Genomic DNA, 15,886 nt, shown 5'->3' with positions numbered 1-15,886 from the left:
CACGCCACGTCAGAGCAGGGATTCGGCGGCGAGGCGGGTGCCTTCGACGCGGGCGGCGATCTTGGCGAACGCGGTCTCCCGCGACGTCGAGGTGTCGTCGGCGAACGGCGAGAACCCGCAGTCGTCACAGGTGCCCAGCCGGTCCGGCGAGATGAACCGCGCCGCCTGAAGCACGCGGTCCCGGATCTCCTCTGCGGTTTCGACGCGCGGGTCGATCGGGTCGGTCACGCCGACGAAGATCCGCTGGTCCGGCTGTGCGTGGTCGGCGATGACCTGCAGCGCCCGCTCCGGATCCGCCTCACTGGCCAGTTGCACGTAGACGTTGCCCACCTTCAGCTGGAACAACGTCGGCAGCAACCCGGCGTAGTCGACGTCGAGGCTGTGCACCGAGTCCTGGTCGCCACCGGGGCAGGTGTGCACGCCGATCTTCTTCCGCTCCTCGTCGGAGAATCGTTCCAGCACGGCGTTGTTCAGATCAACGAAGGACTTCAGCAGCCCGCCGGAAGGGTCGAGCTTCAGCGACAGCCTGCCCTCGGTGAAGTCGATCTGAACGCTGTCCGCACCCGCGTCGAGGCTGCGGCGGATATCGGCTTCCGCTTCGTTCACCAAGTCGGCGATGAACTGTTCTTTCGCATATTCCGCCAATTCCTCACCGGGATAGACGAGCCCTATCGCCGAAGCGGCGATCACCGCCTGCTTCACCGGTTTGGTGGCGTGTTTCTTGGCCTCGCGCAGATAGGAGTCGGCGTAGGTCTGATAGCGGAACGGTCCGGCGGTGAGCCTCGGGAGCTGCCGGGTGTGCCCGTCCGCGAAGGGGATGACGACCCCGTCCGGCGCCAGCGAAGTGAGGCCCGCCAAGGGATACGTGGCGAAGCTCGGCTTGCCCTGTTCGCCGTCGGTGATGACCGGCGAGCCCGTCTCCTCCAGCCGCTTGATGGTGTCCACGAGGGCTTTTTCCTGCAGCTCGCCGAGACCGTCGGCGTCGAGCCGCCCGGCCGCGTGCTCGCCGAGCGCTTCGACGAGATAGCCCGGACGGGGAATGCTGCCGATCGGTTCGGTGGGTATGGTCATTGCTCGCGTCCTCCCAGGTGAAGCGGCCACGGTCGCCTTGGCCGCAAACGCAGAAACTACCGATCTCTCCTCTCCTTGACGATCTTTCCGCGTGCGGTGACCACGAATGGCGCAACCATTCGGTCTACAAAGGATGTTCCGTTCGCCGACACGTATAGGTCGTTATACAAAAGTCGGTGAAATTCGATGCTTATCCGGTCCCGGTCCTGGGTATTCCGTGGTAGTCGACCGGCCGGGGCGCGCCGAAGGAGAACCGAGATGCTGAGCCATCACGATCGGCAAGAGCTGGAGAAGATCGAGCGTTGGTTCGAGCTGACCGAGCCGGCGCTGGCCGCCCGGCTCCGCTCCGGCAGGCCGGCACGACCACCCCTGCTCCGACTGACGGTCCTCCTGAGTCTCGACATCACCGCGGGCCTGTTGATGTTGCTGGGCATGGTGGTGAACAGCCCGGCCGTGCTGCTGCTCGGGATGATCACCGTGACCACGGCGGTGATCGTGCACCTGTCCCGGTTCGGGCGCGGCTGATCTTCTTCCCGCACGCCGGTAGAGTCCGGGCGATACGTCCGGTTCACTGGGAGGAAGACCATGCGGTTCATGATCATCATCAAGGCGGACGAGGATTCCGAAGCCGGGAAGATGCCGCCGATGGAGGCCTTGACCGCCATGGCGAAGTTCAACCAGGACCTGCTCGACGCCGGGGTGCTGGTGGGCGGCGAGGGGCTGCAGGAGAGTTCGAAGGGCGCGAGGGTCACGGTCAACGCCGCCGGATCCACGGTCACCGACGGCCCGTTCACCGAAGCCAAGGAACTCGTCGGCGGTTTTTGGATCCTCGACGTCTCGTCGCGCGCTGAAGCGATCGAGTGGGCGAAGCGCTGTCCCACTCCCCTGCACGGCGACACCATCCTCGAGGTCCGCAAGATCCTCGAAGCCGAGGACTTCGGCGAGAACTTCACGCCGGAACTGCAGGAGAACGAGCAGCGGATGCGCGACGAGATCGCCGAACGGGCTTAGAGTCGACTCATGGCCGTCCGGGAGTGGGTACTCCACGTCGACCTCGACCAGTTCATCGCGGCGGTCGAGGTCGCCCGGCGGCCTGAACTGCGTGGCAAACCCGTGGTCGTCGGCGGCACGGGCGATCCGGCCGAACGGGCCGTGGTGGCGACGGCGTCGTACGAAGCGCGGGAATTCGGCGTCCAGTCCGGGATGCCGTTGCGGACGGCCGCGAAACGCTGCCCCGACGCGGTCTTCCTGGCCACGGACGCGCCCGCGTACCAGGAAGTCTCCGATCGGGTGATGGCGACGCTGCGGGAACTCCCGGTGGTCGTCGAGGTACTCGGCTGGGACGAGGCGTTCCTCGGCGTCGCCACCGACGACCCCGAAACGCTCGCCGCCGACATCCGGCGAGTGGTGACCGAGGAGACCGGGCTGTCGTGCTCGGTCGGAATCGGGGACAACAAGCTGCGCGCCAAACTCGCCACCGGATTCGCCAAACCGGCCGGGATCTTCCGGCTCGTCCAGGAGAACTGGTGGGACGTCATGGCCGAGAAGCCGACGGACGCGCTGTGGGGCATCGGCGCCAAGACCACGAAGAAACTCGCCGAGGCCGGCTATCACACCGTGCTGGAACTGGCTGGCGCCGACCCGGCGGGGCTCGCCGCGCGGTTCGGCCCGAAACTCGGCCCGTGGTACCGGATCCTCGCCGGGGGAATCGGCGACGCCGAGGTCACCGCGACGCCCTACGTGGCGCGATCCCGCAGCCGCGAGACGACGTTCCAGCAGAACCTGACCGATCCCGGGGCCATGGCCGCCGAGGTCGTCGCGCTGGCGAAACGCGTTTCCCAGGACGTCGCCGAGGAAGGCAGGCCCGCCGCGCGGGTCGCGGTCAAGGTCCGGTTCGCGCCGTTCCTGACCCACACCCACAGCGTGACCCTGCCCGCCCCGACCGCGGACCCCGCCGAGATCGAGAAGGCGGCGCTGGCCGTGCTCGACCTGTTCGACCTCGGCAGACCGGTTCGCCTGCTGGGCGTCCGGGCCGAATTCTCCTCGACGGCGGCGCGATCCGCATCGCCTTGACAGCGCTCGCGGCGCTTTGCCATTCTGGTTTCGGGCCGAGAGGCGCTGCGACGGAATTCTTCCGCCACGCTCGGCCCGCTGCGACAGACGTAAGGGCGCCTCCCACTGCGGAGGCCTTTCTTGCGTCGAAACCCTTTTCCGGCCGTCGTCGTCGAGGCCGTGCGCTGAACGACCCCCGCATTGACCCCGTTCTTCCCCGCCACCGGCGAGAAGAAACCGCTTCACCTTGCCTTCCTGATGAATGGAGAACCAGTGAGCCCCACCCTGTCCAAGGTCAACGGGATCGAATTCGCCGTCGCCGACCTCTCCCTCGCCGGGGCCGGCCGCAAGCAGCTGCGCCTCGCCGAGGTCGAGATGCCCGGTTTGATGGCGCTGCGCCGTGAATACGCCGACTCGCAGCCCCTCAAGGGCGCGCGGGTCGCGGGCTCGCTGCACATGACCGTTCAGACCGCCGTGCTGATCGAGACGCTCGTCGCACTGGGCGCCGAAGTGCGCTGGGTGTCCTGCAACATCTTCTCCACGCAGGACGAGGCCGCCGCGGCCGTCGTCGTCGGCCCGAACGGAACCGTCGACGCGCCTTCGGGCTCCGCGGTGTTCGCGTGGAAGGGCGAGACCCTGGCCGAGTACTGGTGGTGCACCGACCAGCTCTTCGACTTCGGCGACGGCCGTCTCCCGAACATGATCCTCGACGACGGCGGCGACGCGACCCTGCTGATCCACAAGGGTGTCGAGTTCGAGGCCGCCGGCGCCGTCCCGCAGGCGACCGAGGAAGACCCCGAGGAGTACACCCTCGTCCTGCGCACGCTGACCGAAAGCATCGCGCGCGACGCGGGCCGGTTCACCCGCATCGCCAAGGAGGTCCGCGGCGTCACCGAGGAGACCACCAACGGCGTCAAGCGGCTCTACAAGCTCGCTAAGGACGGCGAGCTGCTGTTCCCGGCGATGAACGTCAACGACTCGGTGACGAAGTCGAAGTTCGACAACAAGTACGGCATCCGTCACTCGCTCATCGACGGTCTCAACCGCGGCACCGACGTGATGATCGCGGGCAAGGTCGCCGTCATCTGCGGCTACGGCGACGTCGGCAAGGGCGCGGTGGAATCACTGCGGGGCCAGGGCGCCCGAGTGGTCGTCACCGAGATCGACCCGATCTGCGCGCTGCAGGCGGCGATGGAGGGCCTCGACGTCGTGGAGCTCGACGACGTCGTCGAGCGCGGCGACATCTTCATCACCACCACCGGCAACTTCGACATCATCATGGCCGACCAGATGGCCAAGATGAAGCACAACGCGATCGTCGCGAACGTCGGCCACTTCGACAACGAGATCGACATGGCCGGGCTCGCGAAGATCCCGGGCATCGAGAAGATCGAGATCAAGCCGCAGGTGCACGAGTGGGTCTTCCCCGCGACGGCCGACCGCGAGCAGCACTCCATCCTCGTGCTGTCCGAAGGCAGGCTGATGAACCTCGGGAACGCCACCGGCCACCCGAGCTTCGTGATGTCGAACTCCTTCACCAACCAGACGATCGCGCAGATCGAGCTGTTCACGAAGCAGGGCCAGTACGCCACCGACGTCCACGTGCTGCCGAAGCACCTCGACGAGAAGGTGGCCCGCCTGCACCTCGACGCGCTGGGCGTCCGGCTGACGAAGCTGACCAAGCGCCAGGCCGAGTACATCGGCGTGGACGTCGAGGGTCCGTACAAGCTGGACCACTACCGCTACTGAGGTCCGGTACGGCTCGTGAGTGGTAAGGACGGTTCTAACCGTCGTTACCGCTTGCCTACTCGCGACCAGGGCGAAGGTGGTGTCCGCGACGACACGGTCGAGCGTGGAGGATTCGGGACGTTCAACGTCCCGGATCCTCCCCACTCACCCAGCCGGCAGGCAGGCAAAACGGGTCCACCAGAACCGCACCTACCACTCACGAGGCCCGGCGCCGATCGCGAACCGCCGTCTGCCGGCAACCCCTTCTGTGACACCTGACGCACCGCACCGGAGCACTAGGCCGAATGCGTGAAAACTACGGCCGGATGGACCTGTTTCCCGTGGCGTGAACCGGGAATCCCTTATGTAGCCACACCCCGGCGTCACCTTGGCCGGGCGACTACGAAGGAGAAGGTGCCCCCGTGATCATTCTCGGCGTCATCCTGATTGTCATCGGTGTCATCGCCAGCATCCCCGTTCTGTACTCGATCGGGATCGCGCTCGCGGTCATCGGCATCATCCTGGCCGTTCTCGGGAACACCGGGAAGGCCATCGGCGGTCGCGCCCACTGGTTCTGAGCACCGGACCACAGCTGATACCGAGCCCCCGGTACCAGCGTTGAGACAGACCGGGCACCCGGCGTTCCCCTCACGCCGGGTGCCCGGTCTGTTTTCGTTCTCGGCCCGCCGGGTATCCACTCGGGACGAGACGAAGGAGGAAAATCGATGGCCGGAACGGATCCTCGCCCGTATCTGACCGAGGTGGACTACCCGTGCGGACGTGACGAGCTCTTGCGGGCCGCCGCGGCGGCCGGAGCGGGCGACGACGTACTCGGCCCACTGGGAGCTCTTCCCGCGAGTGACTACGCGGATGGAGATGGGGCGTGGGACGCGCTGGGCACCCACGAGGGAAGCACTACGACATGAAGGGGCCCCCCGGCTCCGAGGGGGAGGGAGAGCCGGAGGACCCCGTCATAGTTAACACATTTCCGGCCACGATGTACACGAATGCATACACCTTCGAGTGGCAATCGGTCCCGATCTTCCGAATCGGGCCGGACTGGTGTATTGACCGCCGGTCAAGAAGCCCGCAGCAACTGCCGGGCCTCCACCACGGCGCAGGTGCAGCCCCCGTCGACGTCGAAACAGTCGATCGTCGGCGCGTGCCGGGCGAAGTCGAAGTCGACGCAGCCGTCTTCGCTGCATTCGGTGAAACCACCGTCCAGGTGGACCACGAGGGTTCCGTGGCAGTGGTCGAGTCCGCCGGCGCAGAACGCGCACTCCATACTCATGCCGCCTCTCGGAAAAGTTCTCCTCGGTTGCCTTACTACCACCGAGGGACGACAAATCCTGGCATGAGGGCGGCGTGTCGCCGGACCGGCCGGGTGACACCGGGCACAACAGTCCACAAAGGAGAGTCAGGCGCTCTTCGGAGTTCGCTTGCCGGAGGCGGGTTTCTTGGCCGCGGTGGCCTTCTTGGCCGCCGTCGGCTTCCGGCTCTTCTTCGCCTCGCTCACGCTGGCCTGCAGGGCCTCCATGAGGTCGACGACGTCGGCCTTCGCCCCGACGGCCTTCGGTTTGGTCGTCTCGTTCCCTGCGGCCTTGGCCTCGATCATGGCCTCCAGCGCCTCACGATAGGAGTCGTTGTACTTCTCGTGCTCGAACACCGGCTCCGAAAGCGAGTCGATCAGGGAACCCGCCATCGTCAGTTCCTGGGGCCTCACCTGCGGAGGATCGTCGTGCAGGAAGCCGAAGTCCGGGACACGGACCTCGTCGGGCCACAGCATCGTCGTCATCATCAGGACGTCGCTGTGCACCCGCAGGATCGCGAGCGTCTCCCGCTGCCGGATGGCGACCTTCGCGATCGCCACATGGCTCGCCTTCTCCAGCGCGTCACGCAGGACCACGTACGGCTTGACGGCGTTCTTCTGCGGTTCGAGGTAGTAGGTCTTGTCGAAGTGGATCGGGTCGATGGATTCCAGCGGCACGAACTCGAGCACGTCGATCGCCCGCGACGACGCCAGCGGCAGCTCCGACATGTCCTCGTCGGTGAGCACGACCATCTCGCCGTCGGGCAGTTCGTAGCCCTTGGCGATCTCGGCGTAGGGCACTTCCTCGCCGTCGATCGTGCAGAACCGCTTGTACTGGATGCGGCCGCCGTCGGCCTCGTGCACCTGGCGCAGCGAGACGTTCTTGTTCTCGGTGGCCGCATAGAGCTGGATCGGGATGCTCACCAGCCCGAAGGACACCGAGCCCTTCCACATCGAACGCATCGCGCCGCACCTCCACCGCCGTCACCGACCGTACTCACGCTCGGTAACAACGGTAGCCCGAAACGGCGCACCGCGACAGTCCCGCCAACCCGATCGCGGGACTACCGCAGTCCCGGAATCACGCTTCGGCCAGGTACTTCTCCGCCTTCGCCGGATCGAAGAACCAGTGCTGAAAGTCGGTCGGATCGGAGAACCCGTCCGCGAATCGCTTCGCCACGGCGGGGTTCTCCCCCGCCGCGCCGATGATCTGGAGCACGTGCGGGGGCGGCGGCTGCAGCATCGCGTTGGTCCAGGTCGTCACGTGCTGGGCGTACTCCCAGTACTTCTCGAACGACGCGGTCATCCACTCCTCGTCGAACGGCTTGTCCCCGCGATCGAGGATCGAGTCCAGATAGGACGCCGCGCAGTGGCTCGCGTTGTTGGAGCCCTGACCGGTGATCGGGTCGTTGGCCACCACGACGTCGGCCATGCCGAGCACCACGGTGCCCGAGGGCAGCTTGCCGACCGCGTTCCGCACGACCGGGGTGTACCCGCCCGCCAGCGTCGACTTCTCGTCGGTCAGCACGGCGTTGCGCGAGCGCTCGTACTCCCACGGGAGGAACTGCTTCATCAGCGAAAGGATCCGGTCGAGATGCTGCTGTGGCGACGGCCGGTCGCCCCAGCAGTCGAGCGGGCCGCCGGGGACGCCCTCGAAGAACAGGATGTCGCAGTTCCCGCTCAGCGTGTACGCGGGGATCATGAACAGCTCGCCGACGCCCGGGATGATGTTGAAGCGCACCGCCGCCTTGTCCGGATGCTCCGGCCGGGGCTCCAGACCGTGCACGTAAGCCAGCGAAAGAGCGCGCTGGGGCTCCGTGTACGGCGACCGCTCCGGGATCCGGTCGAACAGCTGGACCAGCTCGCCCTTGCCCGCCGCGATGACGACGAGGTCGTACAGCTTCGCCAGCGGCGCCAGGTCCGAGGTGGTGACGCCGTGGATGACGACCTTGCCGCCGCGGTCCTCCACCAGCTCCAGCCAGGCGGCCATCTTCACCCGCTGGTCCACCGACTGCGCGTAGTGCTCCAACGGGGCGAACCAGTCCAGCACCCGGCTGGAGTCCGGTCCCGCGATGGACACGCCGAGTCCTTCGACCCGGACGGTCTCGTCCTCCCACAGGTTCAGCTTGTGGTCCCGCTCGTGCTGCAGGGCGGAGTGGAACATGCACTGGGTCGACATCACCTTGCCGGACCGGATCTCGTCCGGCGTCCTCGCCGACATCACCGTGACGTCGTAGTCGTGGTCCAGCAGGCTCAAGGCGAGTTGCAACCCCGACTGCCCGGCACCGACGATCAGAACCTTGCGCATCCTCGACATTCCTCCCAGAACCGTCAGCTGAGTGCGAACTCGCGGCCCGGCCCGGAGACCACCGCGAGGGACAACGTGTGCGTCACGAGTTCCTGCAGGGTCGCGACCGTGGACTTCGGATCGCGGGCGTCGCAGGTGACCAGCGGGATGTCCGGGGACAGCGCGAGGGCGTCGCGAACCTCTTCGAGGTCGTGTACCGGCATCCCCTCGAACTGGTTGACCGCGACGATGAACGGCAGGTCGGAGTCGTTCTCGAAGTAGTTGATCGCCGCGAACGACTGGTCGATCCGGCTGGTGTCGACCAGCACGACGGCGCCGAGCGCGCCGCGCGAGAGGTCGTCCCAGAGGAACCAGAACCGGGCCTGGCCGGGGGTGCCGAACAGGTACAGGAGCAGGTCTTCGCGGAGGGTGATCCGGCCGAAGTCCATCGCGACCGTGGTGGTGGATTTGGTTCCGGGCGGCACGAGCTCGTCGACCCCGGCGCCCGCCTCGGTCATCCAAGCCTCGTTGCTCAGGGGCGGGACCTCGGAGACGGCGCCGACGAACGTCGTCTTGCCCACGCCGAATCCACCGGCGACGACGATCTTGGCGGAGATCGCCAAGAGGTCGGCGTCAGACCGGGAGGCGCTTGAGTCCATCGAGGATCCTCTCGAGCACGTTCGTGTCGTGGTTGTAGGCGTGGGCCGTCGGGTGCACGAAGACGGCGCCCTGGGTGGCGAGGTCGCCGATGAGCACGCGGACCACGCCCAGTGGAAGGTCCAGTCCCACCGAAAGCTCGGCGATCGACGAGCGTTCGCGGGCGCGCTCGTACAGCGAGCGCGATTCGGGCATCAACGCTTCGGACAGCGCCGGGTCGTAACGCGGGACCGAGATCAGGGTCTCCACCAGAAGCAGGTGGCTGCTCTTGGTGCGGCCGCCGGTCAGCGCGTACGGCCGGATTCTGCGGCTGCGCATCTTGACCGGCCGGTCCGGAGCTTGGTCGCTGGACACGGTCATCCCTTCCTTCTCCGGATTCTCAGGCCTGCGGCCGTCGGGCGGTCAGGACCTGCCGGAGTCCCGCTCGCACCTCGGGAGTGAGGGCGTGGCCGGCGTTGGTGATGAACTGGGTCATCTCGTAGGCGACGACCTTCATGTCGCAGTCGGGTTCGGTGAGCACGGCGAGCCCCGCCTCGGCGCCGATCCCCATGAACAGGAAGTACCCGCGGGTGAGCCGGATGATGATCTGCTCGCAGTTGCCCTTGCCGAACAGCGCGGCGCTGTTGCCCGCGAGGCTGAGCAGGCCGCTCGCGATGGCGGCGAGCTGCTCCGCGTCATCACTGGACACCGATTCCGAAGCGGTCAAAGGGAAACCGTCGACGGACATGATCAGCGCGTGGCTCGCGCCATGCACCTTGCGCACGAAGTCGTCGAGCAGCCACGTGAAATCCGTGGTCGCGTCCTGGGCGGTCACTGGGTGTTTCCTCCGGTCTCGCGCTCGTGCCGGTCGTCGAGGGCGGCGCGCTCGCCGTCGGAGAAGGCATCGAGGTCGGCCAGCAGCGCCGAGTGCCCGTCCGCCGCGTCGGCGGGCGGGGTGGTCGGCGGGGCCGGTTCGTCGGGCAAAGTCCTGATACTGCGGGAAACCCGGCGCGGCAGGCCGCTCGCCGTGGTCCCGCCGTCGGTGGGCGGCGGGACGGCCGCGCGCGGACGCGGGCTGGGCTTGCGTTCCGGTTCCGATGTCGTCGGCGCGGCCGGGCGCCGCCTCGGCAGCGTGGACGTCGTCGCGGTGGGGCTTCCCACGTGTGTTCCGTTGGTGATCCTCGTCTGCGGCAGGACCACCGTCTGCGAACCGGACCACTGCTTCTCGGCCAGTTCCGAGACCACCGGCACCGGCAGCAGCACGGTGGCGACCGTGCCGTGCGGGGTGCGGCGGTCGAGCTTGACGGTGATCTCGTGCCGGTCGGCGAGCCTGCCGACGACCGCGAGTCCCATGTGCCGCACCGAATCGTCGTCGAGCACGGCACCGGCGGCGAGGCGTTCGTTCAGCACCGCGAGGCGTTCCGGCGGCATGCCGATGCCTTCGTCCTCGATGCGGATCAGCACGCTCCCCTGTTCGGTGAGGTGCGCGCTGACGCTGACCGGCGAACTCGGCGACGACTGGTTCGCCGCGTTGTCGAACAGTTCCGCGAGGATCCGGCTGACGTCTTCGGCGGCGAAGCCGACGACGCCGAGCGAAACGACGCGGCCGATGGTGATCCGCGAGTAGTGGTCGATCGACGACATCGCGGCCCGCATCACGTCCAGCACGGACGAGATCCCGGCCGCCGTGTCGTCGGCGTCCCGGCCTGCGAGCACGCGCAGGTTCTCGGCGTTGCGCCGCAGGCGGGTCGCCAGGTGGTCGAGCCGGTAGAGCTCGGCGAGGCGGTCGGAGTTCTCCTCCCCCGCCTCCATCGTCTCCAGCTGCGCGAGCAGCTGGTCGAGCAGATTGAGGTCGCGCAACGCGACATTGGAGCAGACACCGGCGAGCGCGCCGGCGTCCGGCGCTTCCACGGCCGGCCGCTGTTCCACCACCGGTTCGGCGGCGGGTGCCCCGGAAGGGGCGTGTCGGGGCGGCGCGGCGAGGAACTGAGCCGCGGCGACCCGGGAGCGGTCCAGAAGAACCCGTGAGCGGTCAAGCAAGCCTCGAGCCCGCGTCACCATGTGCTTCCACTTCTTTCTCTTCGCGTACCCGGACTCGTCTGCAACTCCCCAGTGACAACGTCCGACATGCAAGCAGACGGAACAATCGGTGTCCACAACCGGTTTCCGTTCAACCGCTGGCAGTGACGTGGTAACGAAAGCGTTGCGGCTGGTGAGCGGTGCGCACTAGGCCATTCGGCTCAATTTCCCGGTCTCTCACCCAGGGTGGTGTCCGAAAAGTGCGGAGTGCGCATAAATTTGCGTGCCCCGCAACTTTTGCCTACCCTTGCCGTCGTGACCACCGACTCGGCCGCCCCTCTCGGACTGCGCGAACGCAAGAAGCGCGCCGCCCGGCGCGCGATGAGCGAGGCAGCGCTCAAGCTCGCCATGGAGAAGGGCGTCGAGCAGGTCCGCGTCGAGGACATCGCCGGCGCCGTGGGGGTGTCACCGCGCACGTTCAACAACTACTTCTCCAGCAAGGAAGAGGCGATCTGCTCGTTCATCGTCGAACGGCAGGAACTCCTGCGGGAGGCGCTGCGCGAGCGGCCTTCGGGAGAGTCCTTGTGGGAAGCGGTCGGCGCCGCGACGCTGGAGGCCTACAGCAAGCTGGGAGAACCGGATCGCGGTTCAGTGGAGCTGGCACGGTCGCTGCTCCTGCACCCGTCGATGCAGGGCGAGTTCCTCAAGGCGCACGCCAAGGTCGAACAGGTGCTGGCCGACGCCATCCTCGAACGTGCGGGCGCGAGCGCGGAAAACGCGTTGAACTCGCGGCTCATGGCGGCGATCGTGGAGTCCGCGGTGAAGACGGCGTTCTTCAGCTGGCTGGTCAACGAGGGGTCCGGACCGTTCCTGGAAACGCTCGACGTCCTTCTGCGCGAGGCGGCCGCGGGTGTCCCGTCACTCACCGGACCCGAACCGGTGAAGAAACCGAAGAAGCAGTAACACCTACCCACCACTGGGGAGAAACCGTTGTGCTGACGAAGTTGTTGCGCACTCACCTGCGCCCCTACCGGCGAGACCTGTGGCTGATCGTGCTGCTGCAGTTCGTCCAGACCCTCGCCGGGCTCTACCTGCCCACGCTGAACGCCGACATCATCGACGACGGCGTGGTCAAGGGCGACATCGACTACATCCTCGGCGTCGGCGGCGTGATGCTGCTGGTGTCGCTGGTGCAGATCGCCTGCTCCATCGGCGCCGTCTACTACGGCGCCCGCACCGCCATGGCCGTCGGCCGCGACGTCCGCGGCGCGATCTTCCACCGGGTCCAGGACTTCTCCGCCCGCGAGGTCGGCCAGTTCGGGACGCCGTCGCTGATCACCCGCACCACCAACGACGTCCAGCAGGTGCAGATGCTGACGTTGATGGCGTTCACGCTGATGGTGTCCGCGCCGATCATGTGCTTCGGCGGCATCATCATGGCGCTCAACCAGGACGTCACGCTCTCGTGGCTGCTGGTGGTCGTCGTGCCGATCCTCGGCGTCTCGGTCGGGATCATCATCGCGAGGATGCGGCCCGCGTTCCGGCTGATGCAGGAGCGGATCGACAAGATCAACCAGATCCTGCGCGAGCAGATCATGGGCATCCGCGTGATCAGGGCCTTCGTCAAGGACACCCACGAGCGGCGGCGGTTCACCAAGGCGAACACCGAACTGCTCGACGTCTCCCTGATCGTCGGCAGGCTCATGGCGCTGATGTTCCCCATCGTCATGCTCGTGATGAACGCCTCCAGCGTCGCCGTGCTGTGGTTCGGCGGGTTGCGCATCGACGACGGCAGCATGCAGATCGGCGCGCTGACCGCGTTCCTGTCCTACCTCATGCAGATCCTGATGGCGGTCATGATGGCCACCTTCATGTTCATGATGGTGCCGCGAGCCGAAGTCAGCGCCGAGCGCATCACCGAGGTGCTCGACACGCACACCAGCGTCGTCCTGCCGACGAACCCGGTCAGCCCCGGTGAGGTGCACGGGCGGCTGGAACTGTCCGATGTGGAGTTCCGCTACCCCGGTGCGGAAAAGCCGGTGCTGCAGGAGATCTCGCTGCTGGCCAGGCCCGGTGAGACGACCGCGATCATCGGCAGCACGGGCAGCGGAAAGACCACGCTGCTCAACCTGATCCCCCGGCTGATGGACGCCACCGACGGCTCGGTGCTCGTCGACGGCGTGGACGTCCGGGAACTGGATCCGACCGTGCTGTCCGACGCCGTCGGGCTGGTGCCGCAGAAGCCGTACCTGTTCGCCGGGACGGTCGCGAGCAACCTCCGGTACGGCAAGTCCGACGCCACCGACGAGGAACTGTGGCACGCGCTGGAAGTGGCGCAGGGCAAGGACTTCGTCGAGCGGATGTCCGAGGGACTGGACTCCCCCATCGCCCAGGGCGGGACCAACGTCTCGGGCGGCCAGCGGCAGCGGCTCGCGATCGCGCGGATGCTGGTGCGGCGCCCCGAGATCTACCTGTTCGACGACTCCTTCTCCGCGCTCGACTACGCGACCGACGCCGCGCTGCGGCGGGCGCTGGTGGCCGAGACCGCCGAGGCGACCGTGGTCATCGTCGCGCAGCGGGTCAGCACGATCCGCCACGCCGACCGCATCGTCGTCATCGACGAGGGCCGCGTCGTCGGCAACGGCACCCATACCGAACTCATGGAGAGCAACGAAACCTACCGGGAGATCGTGCTGTCCCAGCTGACCGAGCAGGAGGCCGCCTGATGAGCGCGCCCGAATCCACCACAGAATCGAGTACCCCGGCGAAACCCGCGGGCGAGCGCGCGAGCGCGGCACGAGGCCCCGGGCCCGGCGGTGGCGGCTTCGGCCGCGGTCCCGCCGCCTTCATGGGCGGACCGTCCGTCGAGAAGGCACTGGACTTCAAGGGATCCCTGAAACGGCTGTTGCGGCTGCTGCAGCCGCAACGCGCCGTGTTGTACGGCATCTTGGCGTTCGGTGTCGCCAGCGTCGCGCTGAGCGTCATCGGCCCGAAGATCCTCGGCATGGCGACGGACCTCATCTTCGCGGGGGTCGTCGCGAAGGACATGCCCGCAGGGGTGAGCAAGGCGGAGGTCATCGCCGGACTGCGGGCGAAGGGCGACAACACGCTCGCCGACATGTTCTCGGCGATCGACTTCGTCCCTGGCCAGCGCATCGACATCGACGCCGTCGGCCAGGTCCTGATGTGGGTGCTGCTGCTCTACATCGTGGCGTCGTTCTTCGCGCTTCTGCAGGCGAGGCTGACCACGAACCTGGTCCAGCGCGCGGTGTTCGAACTGCGGGAGAAGATCGAGGAGAAGTTCGCCAAGCTCCCGCTGAGTTACTTCGACCGCCAGCCGCGTGGTGAGGTGCTGAGCCGGGCCACCAACGACATCGACAACCTCGCGCAATCGCTGCAGCAGACGCTCGCGCAGATCGTGTCTTCGCTGCTGATGGTGGTCGGCGTGCTCGCGATGATGTTCGTCATCTCGCCGCTGCTGGCGCTGGTCGCACTGCTCTCGGTGCCCGCCTCGGTGATCGTCGCGGCGAAGATCGGCAAGAAGGCGCAGCCGCAGTTCATCAAGCAGTGGTCCACCACCGGGCGGCTCAACGCGCATATCGAGGAGATGTACACCGGGCACTCGCTGGTCAAGGTGTTCGGCCGCCGTGAGGAGGCCGAGGAGGTCTTCCGCGAGCACAACGACACGCTCTACGGCGCGAGCTTCCGGGCGCAGTTCATCTCGGGCACCATCCAGCCCGCGATGATGTTCATCGGCAACCTGAGCTACGTGCTGGTGGCCGTGATCGGCGCGCTGCGGGTGGCTTCCGGGACGCTGTCGCTCGGCGACGTCCAGGCGTTCATCCAGTATTCACGGCAGTTCAGCCAGCCGGTCACCCAGATCGCCAGCATGGCGAACCTGCTGCAGTCCGGGATCGCGTCCGCGGAGCGGGTCTTCGCGTTGCTCGACGCGGACGAGCAGGAGCCCGAACCCGCCGAACCCGCGCGGGTGGGCGAGGTGCGCGGACAGGTCGAGTTCGAGCACGTGTCGTTCCGGTACACCCCGAACACCCCGCTCATCGAAGACCTGTCGCTCACCGTCGAGCCGGGGCACACCGTCGCCATCGTCGGCCCGACCGGCGCGGGGAAGACCACCCTGGTCAACCTGCTCATGCGGTTCTACGAACTCGACGGCGGCCGGATCACCCTCGACGGTGTCGACATCGCCGAGATGGACCGCGAGGACCTGCGGTCCAAGACCGGCATGGTGCTGCAGGACGCGTGGCTGTTCGGCGGCACGATCGCGGAGAACATCGCCTACGGTTCCGCGGGCGCCACGCAGGAGGAGATCGTCGCGGCGGCCAAGGCGACCCACGTCGACCGGTTCGTCCGTACCCTCCCGGAGGGCTACGAAACGGTGATCGACGACGAGGGCGGCACGGTCAGCGCCGGCGAGAAACAGCTGATCACCGTCGCGCGGGCGTTCCTGGCGAAACCCGCGATCCTCATCCTCGACGAGGCCACCAGTTCGGTCGACACCCGGACCGAGGTGCTGATCCAGCGGGCGATGAATTCGCTGCGCGAGGGGCGGACGAGTTTCGTCATCGCGCACCGGCTTTCCACCATCCGCGACGCGGACGTCATCCTCGTGATGGAGAACGGCTCGATCGTCGAGCAGGGCGATCACGAAACGCTGCTGCTCACCGGTGGTGCGTACTCGCGGCTCTACGCGGCCCAGTTCGCGGAGGCGCTGGCCGAGACCGACTGAACCGCGGTGAATCGAAGGCCCCTTTTCCTGCTTTCAT

At 67.2% G+C, this 15,886-nt stretch carries 17 protein-coding genes; 9 read left to right on the top strand and 8 right to left on the bottom strand.

The annotated features are described in order from the left end of the window. Positions 1-9 precede the first annotated feature (9 nt). Complete coding sequence (locus BKN51_RS10125) at positions 10-1,071, bottom strand: cobalamin-independent methionine synthase II family protein (RefSeq protein WP_101607393.1); 1,062 nt, start codon at positions 1,069-1,071, stop codon at positions 10-12. A gap of 258 nt (positions 1,072-1,329) precedes the next feature. Between BKN51_RS10125 and BKN51_RS10120 the strand changes: the two genes are divergently transcribed. From BKN51_RS10120 to BKN51_RS10100, 6 genes are all read left to right on the top strand, one after another. Next, a complete protein-coding gene (locus tag BKN51_RS10120) occupies positions 1,330-1,596 on the top strand; it encodes a DUF3040 domain-containing protein (RefSeq protein WP_101607392.1) in 267 nt (88 codons plus the stop codon). Between the two features lie 60 nt (positions 1,597-1,656). After that, positions 1,657-2,082: a YciI family protein gene (locus tag BKN51_RS10115; RefSeq protein ID WP_101607391.1), complete on the top strand. Its 426-nt coding sequence runs from the start codon at positions 1,657-1,659 to the stop codon at positions 2,080-2,082. Positions 2,083-2,091: 9 nt separating this feature from the next. Continuing rightward, positions 2,092-3,144, top strand: a complete 1,053-nt coding sequence (locus tag BKN51_RS10110) for a DNA polymerase IV (protein ID WP_101607390.1) — start codon at positions 2,092-2,094, stop codon at positions 3,142-3,144. Between the two features lie 252 nt (positions 3,145-3,396). Continuing rightward, positions 3,397-4,872 carry an adenosylhomocysteinase gene (gene ahcY, locus BKN51_RS10105; RefSeq protein WP_168214305.1) on the top strand — a complete coding sequence of 492 codons (1,476 nt, stop codon included), beginning with the start codon at positions 3,397-3,399 and terminating at the stop codon, positions 4,870-4,872. A 401-nt stretch (positions 4,873-5,273) separates the two neighbouring features. Then, complete coding sequence (locus tag BKN51_RS43530) at positions 5,274-5,429, top strand: DUF6131 family protein (protein ID WP_167480014.1); 156 nt, start codon at positions 5,274-5,276, stop codon at positions 5,427-5,429. A 147-nt stretch (positions 5,430-5,576) separates the two neighbouring features. After that, complete coding sequence (locus tag BKN51_RS10100; RefSeq protein ID WP_101607389.1) at positions 5,577-5,777, top strand: DUF2795 domain-containing protein; 201 nt, start codon at positions 5,577-5,579, stop codon at positions 5,775-5,777. 152 nt (positions 5,778-5,929) lie between these two features. Here the strand turns inward: BKN51_RS10100 and BKN51_RS10095 are convergent, their stop codons facing one another. The 7 genes from BKN51_RS10095 to BKN51_RS10065 form a co-directional block, all read right to left on the bottom strand. Next, positions 5,930-6,142, bottom strand: a complete 213-nt coding sequence (locus BKN51_RS10095) for a hypothetical protein (protein ID WP_101607388.1) — start codon at positions 6,140-6,142, stop codon at positions 5,930-5,932. A gap of 126 nt (positions 6,143-6,268) precedes the next feature. Beyond that, on the bottom strand, positions 6,269-7,123 hold the full coding sequence (ku, locus tag BKN51_RS10090) for a non-homologous end joining protein Ku (protein WP_101607387.1): 855 nt from the start codon (positions 7,121-7,123) through the stop codon (positions 6,269-6,271). Positions 7,124-7,241: 118 nt separating this feature from the next. Continuing rightward, a complete protein-coding gene (locus BKN51_RS10085; RefSeq protein WP_101613150.1) occupies positions 7,242-8,468 on the bottom strand; it encodes a styrene monooxygenase/indole monooxygenase family protein in 1,227 nt (408 codons plus the stop codon). 23 nt (positions 8,469-8,491) lie between these two features. Then, positions 8,492-9,106: a GTP-binding protein gene (locus tag BKN51_RS10080; RefSeq protein WP_101607386.1), complete on the bottom strand. Its 615-nt coding sequence runs from the start codon at positions 9,104-9,106 to the stop codon at positions 8,492-8,494. Further along, positions 9,081-9,464, bottom strand: a complete 384-nt coding sequence (locus BKN51_RS10075) for a DUF742 domain-containing protein (protein WP_101607385.1) — start codon at positions 9,462-9,464, stop codon at positions 9,081-9,083. The genes BKN51_RS10080 and BKN51_RS10075 overlap by 26 nt, the downstream gene beginning before the upstream one ends. Positions 9,465-9,483: 19 nt before the next feature. Further along, positions 9,484-9,918, bottom strand: a complete 435-nt coding sequence (locus BKN51_RS10070; protein WP_005159022.1) for a roadblock/LC7 domain-containing protein — start codon at positions 9,916-9,918, stop codon at positions 9,484-9,486. Then, the gene (locus BKN51_RS10065) at positions 9,915-11,144 is read right to left on the bottom strand and encodes a sensor histidine kinase (RefSeq protein WP_101607384.1); all 1,230 of its coding nucleotides are present in this window, start codon (positions 11,142-11,144) and stop codon (positions 9,915-9,917) included. The genes BKN51_RS10070 and BKN51_RS10065 overlap by 4 nt, the downstream gene beginning before the upstream one ends. A 273-nt stretch (positions 11,145-11,417) precedes the next feature. Between BKN51_RS10065 and BKN51_RS10060 the strand changes: the two genes are divergently transcribed. The 3 genes from BKN51_RS10060 to BKN51_RS10050 are packed head-to-tail and all read left to right on the top strand — an operon-like array spanning position 11,418 to position 15,849. Further along, positions 11,418-12,065, top strand: a complete 648-nt coding sequence (locus BKN51_RS10060) for a TetR/AcrR family transcriptional regulator (RefSeq protein ID WP_168214304.1) — start codon at positions 11,418-11,420, stop codon at positions 12,063-12,065. A gap of 29 nt (positions 12,066-12,094) precedes the next feature. Then, a complete protein-coding gene (locus BKN51_RS10055; protein WP_101607383.1) occupies positions 12,095-13,828 on the top strand; it encodes an ABC transporter ATP-binding protein in 1,734 nt (577 codons plus the stop codon). Continuing rightward, positions 13,828-15,849 carry an ABC transporter ATP-binding protein gene (locus BKN51_RS10050; protein ID WP_101607382.1) on the top strand — a complete coding sequence of 674 codons (2,022 nt, stop codon included), beginning with the start codon at positions 13,828-13,830 and terminating at the stop codon, positions 15,847-15,849. Before BKN51_RS10055 ends, BKN51_RS10050 begins: the two co-directional genes overlap by 1 nt. Positions 15,850-15,886: the final 37 nt, after the last annotated feature.

The organism is Amycolatopsis sp. BJA-103, from assembly GCF_002849735.1.
Classification (GTDB): Bacteria; Actinomycetota; Actinomycetes; order Mycobacteriales; family Pseudonocardiaceae; genus Amycolatopsis.
The sequence above is the reverse complement of the archived record's forward strand: the minus strand, read 5'-3'. Positions and strand labels throughout refer to the sequence as shown.

What these genes read in the sequence shown, in the direction of transcription:
- BKN51_RS10050 (WP_101607382.1), top strand. Translation starts at nt 13,828, where the DNA reads ATGAGCGCGCCCGAATCCACCACAGAATCGAGTACCCCGGCGAAACCC.
- BKN51_RS10080 (WP_101607386.1), bottom strand. Translation starts at nt 9,106, where the DNA reads ATGGACTCAAGCGCCTCCCGGTCTGACGCCGACCTCTTGGCGATCTCC.
- BKN51_RS10120 (WP_101607392.1), top strand. Translation starts at nt 1,330, where the DNA reads ATGCTGAGCCATCACGATCGGCAAGAGCTGGAGAAGATCGAGCGTTGG.
- ku (WP_101607387.1), bottom strand. Translation starts at nt 7,123, where the DNA reads ATGCGTTCGATGTGGAAGGGCTCGGTGTCCTTCGGGCTGGTGAGCATC.
- BKN51_RS10075 (WP_101607385.1), bottom strand. Translation starts at nt 9,464, where the DNA reads ATGACCGTGTCCAGCGACCAAGCTCCGGACCGGCCGGTCAAGATGCGC.
- BKN51_RS10100 (WP_101607389.1), top strand. Translation starts at nt 5,577, where the DNA reads ATGGCCGGAACGGATCCTCGCCCGTATCTGACCGAGGTGGACTACCCG.
- BKN51_RS10065 (WP_101607384.1), bottom strand. Translation starts at nt 11,144, where the DNA reads ATGGTGACGCGGGCTCGAGGCTTGCTTGACCGCTCACGGGTTCTTCTG.
- BKN51_RS10125 (WP_101607393.1), bottom strand. Translation starts at nt 1,071, where the DNA reads ATGACCATACCCACCGAACCGATCGGCAGCATTCCCCGTCCGGGCTAT.
- BKN51_RS10095 (WP_101607388.1), bottom strand. Translation starts at nt 6,142, where the DNA reads ATGAGTATGGAGTGCGCGTTCTGCGCCGGCGGACTCGACCACTGCCAC.
- BKN51_RS10110 (WP_101607390.1), top strand. Translation starts at nt 2,092, where the DNA reads ATGGCCGTCCGGGAGTGGGTACTCCACGTCGACCTCGACCAGTTCATC.
- BKN51_RS10085 (WP_101613150.1), bottom strand. Translation starts at nt 8,468, where the DNA reads ATGCGCAAGGTTCTGATCGTCGGTGCCGGGCAGTCGGGGTTGCAACTC.
- BKN51_RS10115 (WP_101607391.1), top strand. Translation starts at nt 1,657, where the DNA reads ATGCGGTTCATGATCATCATCAAGGCGGACGAGGATTCCGAAGCCGGG.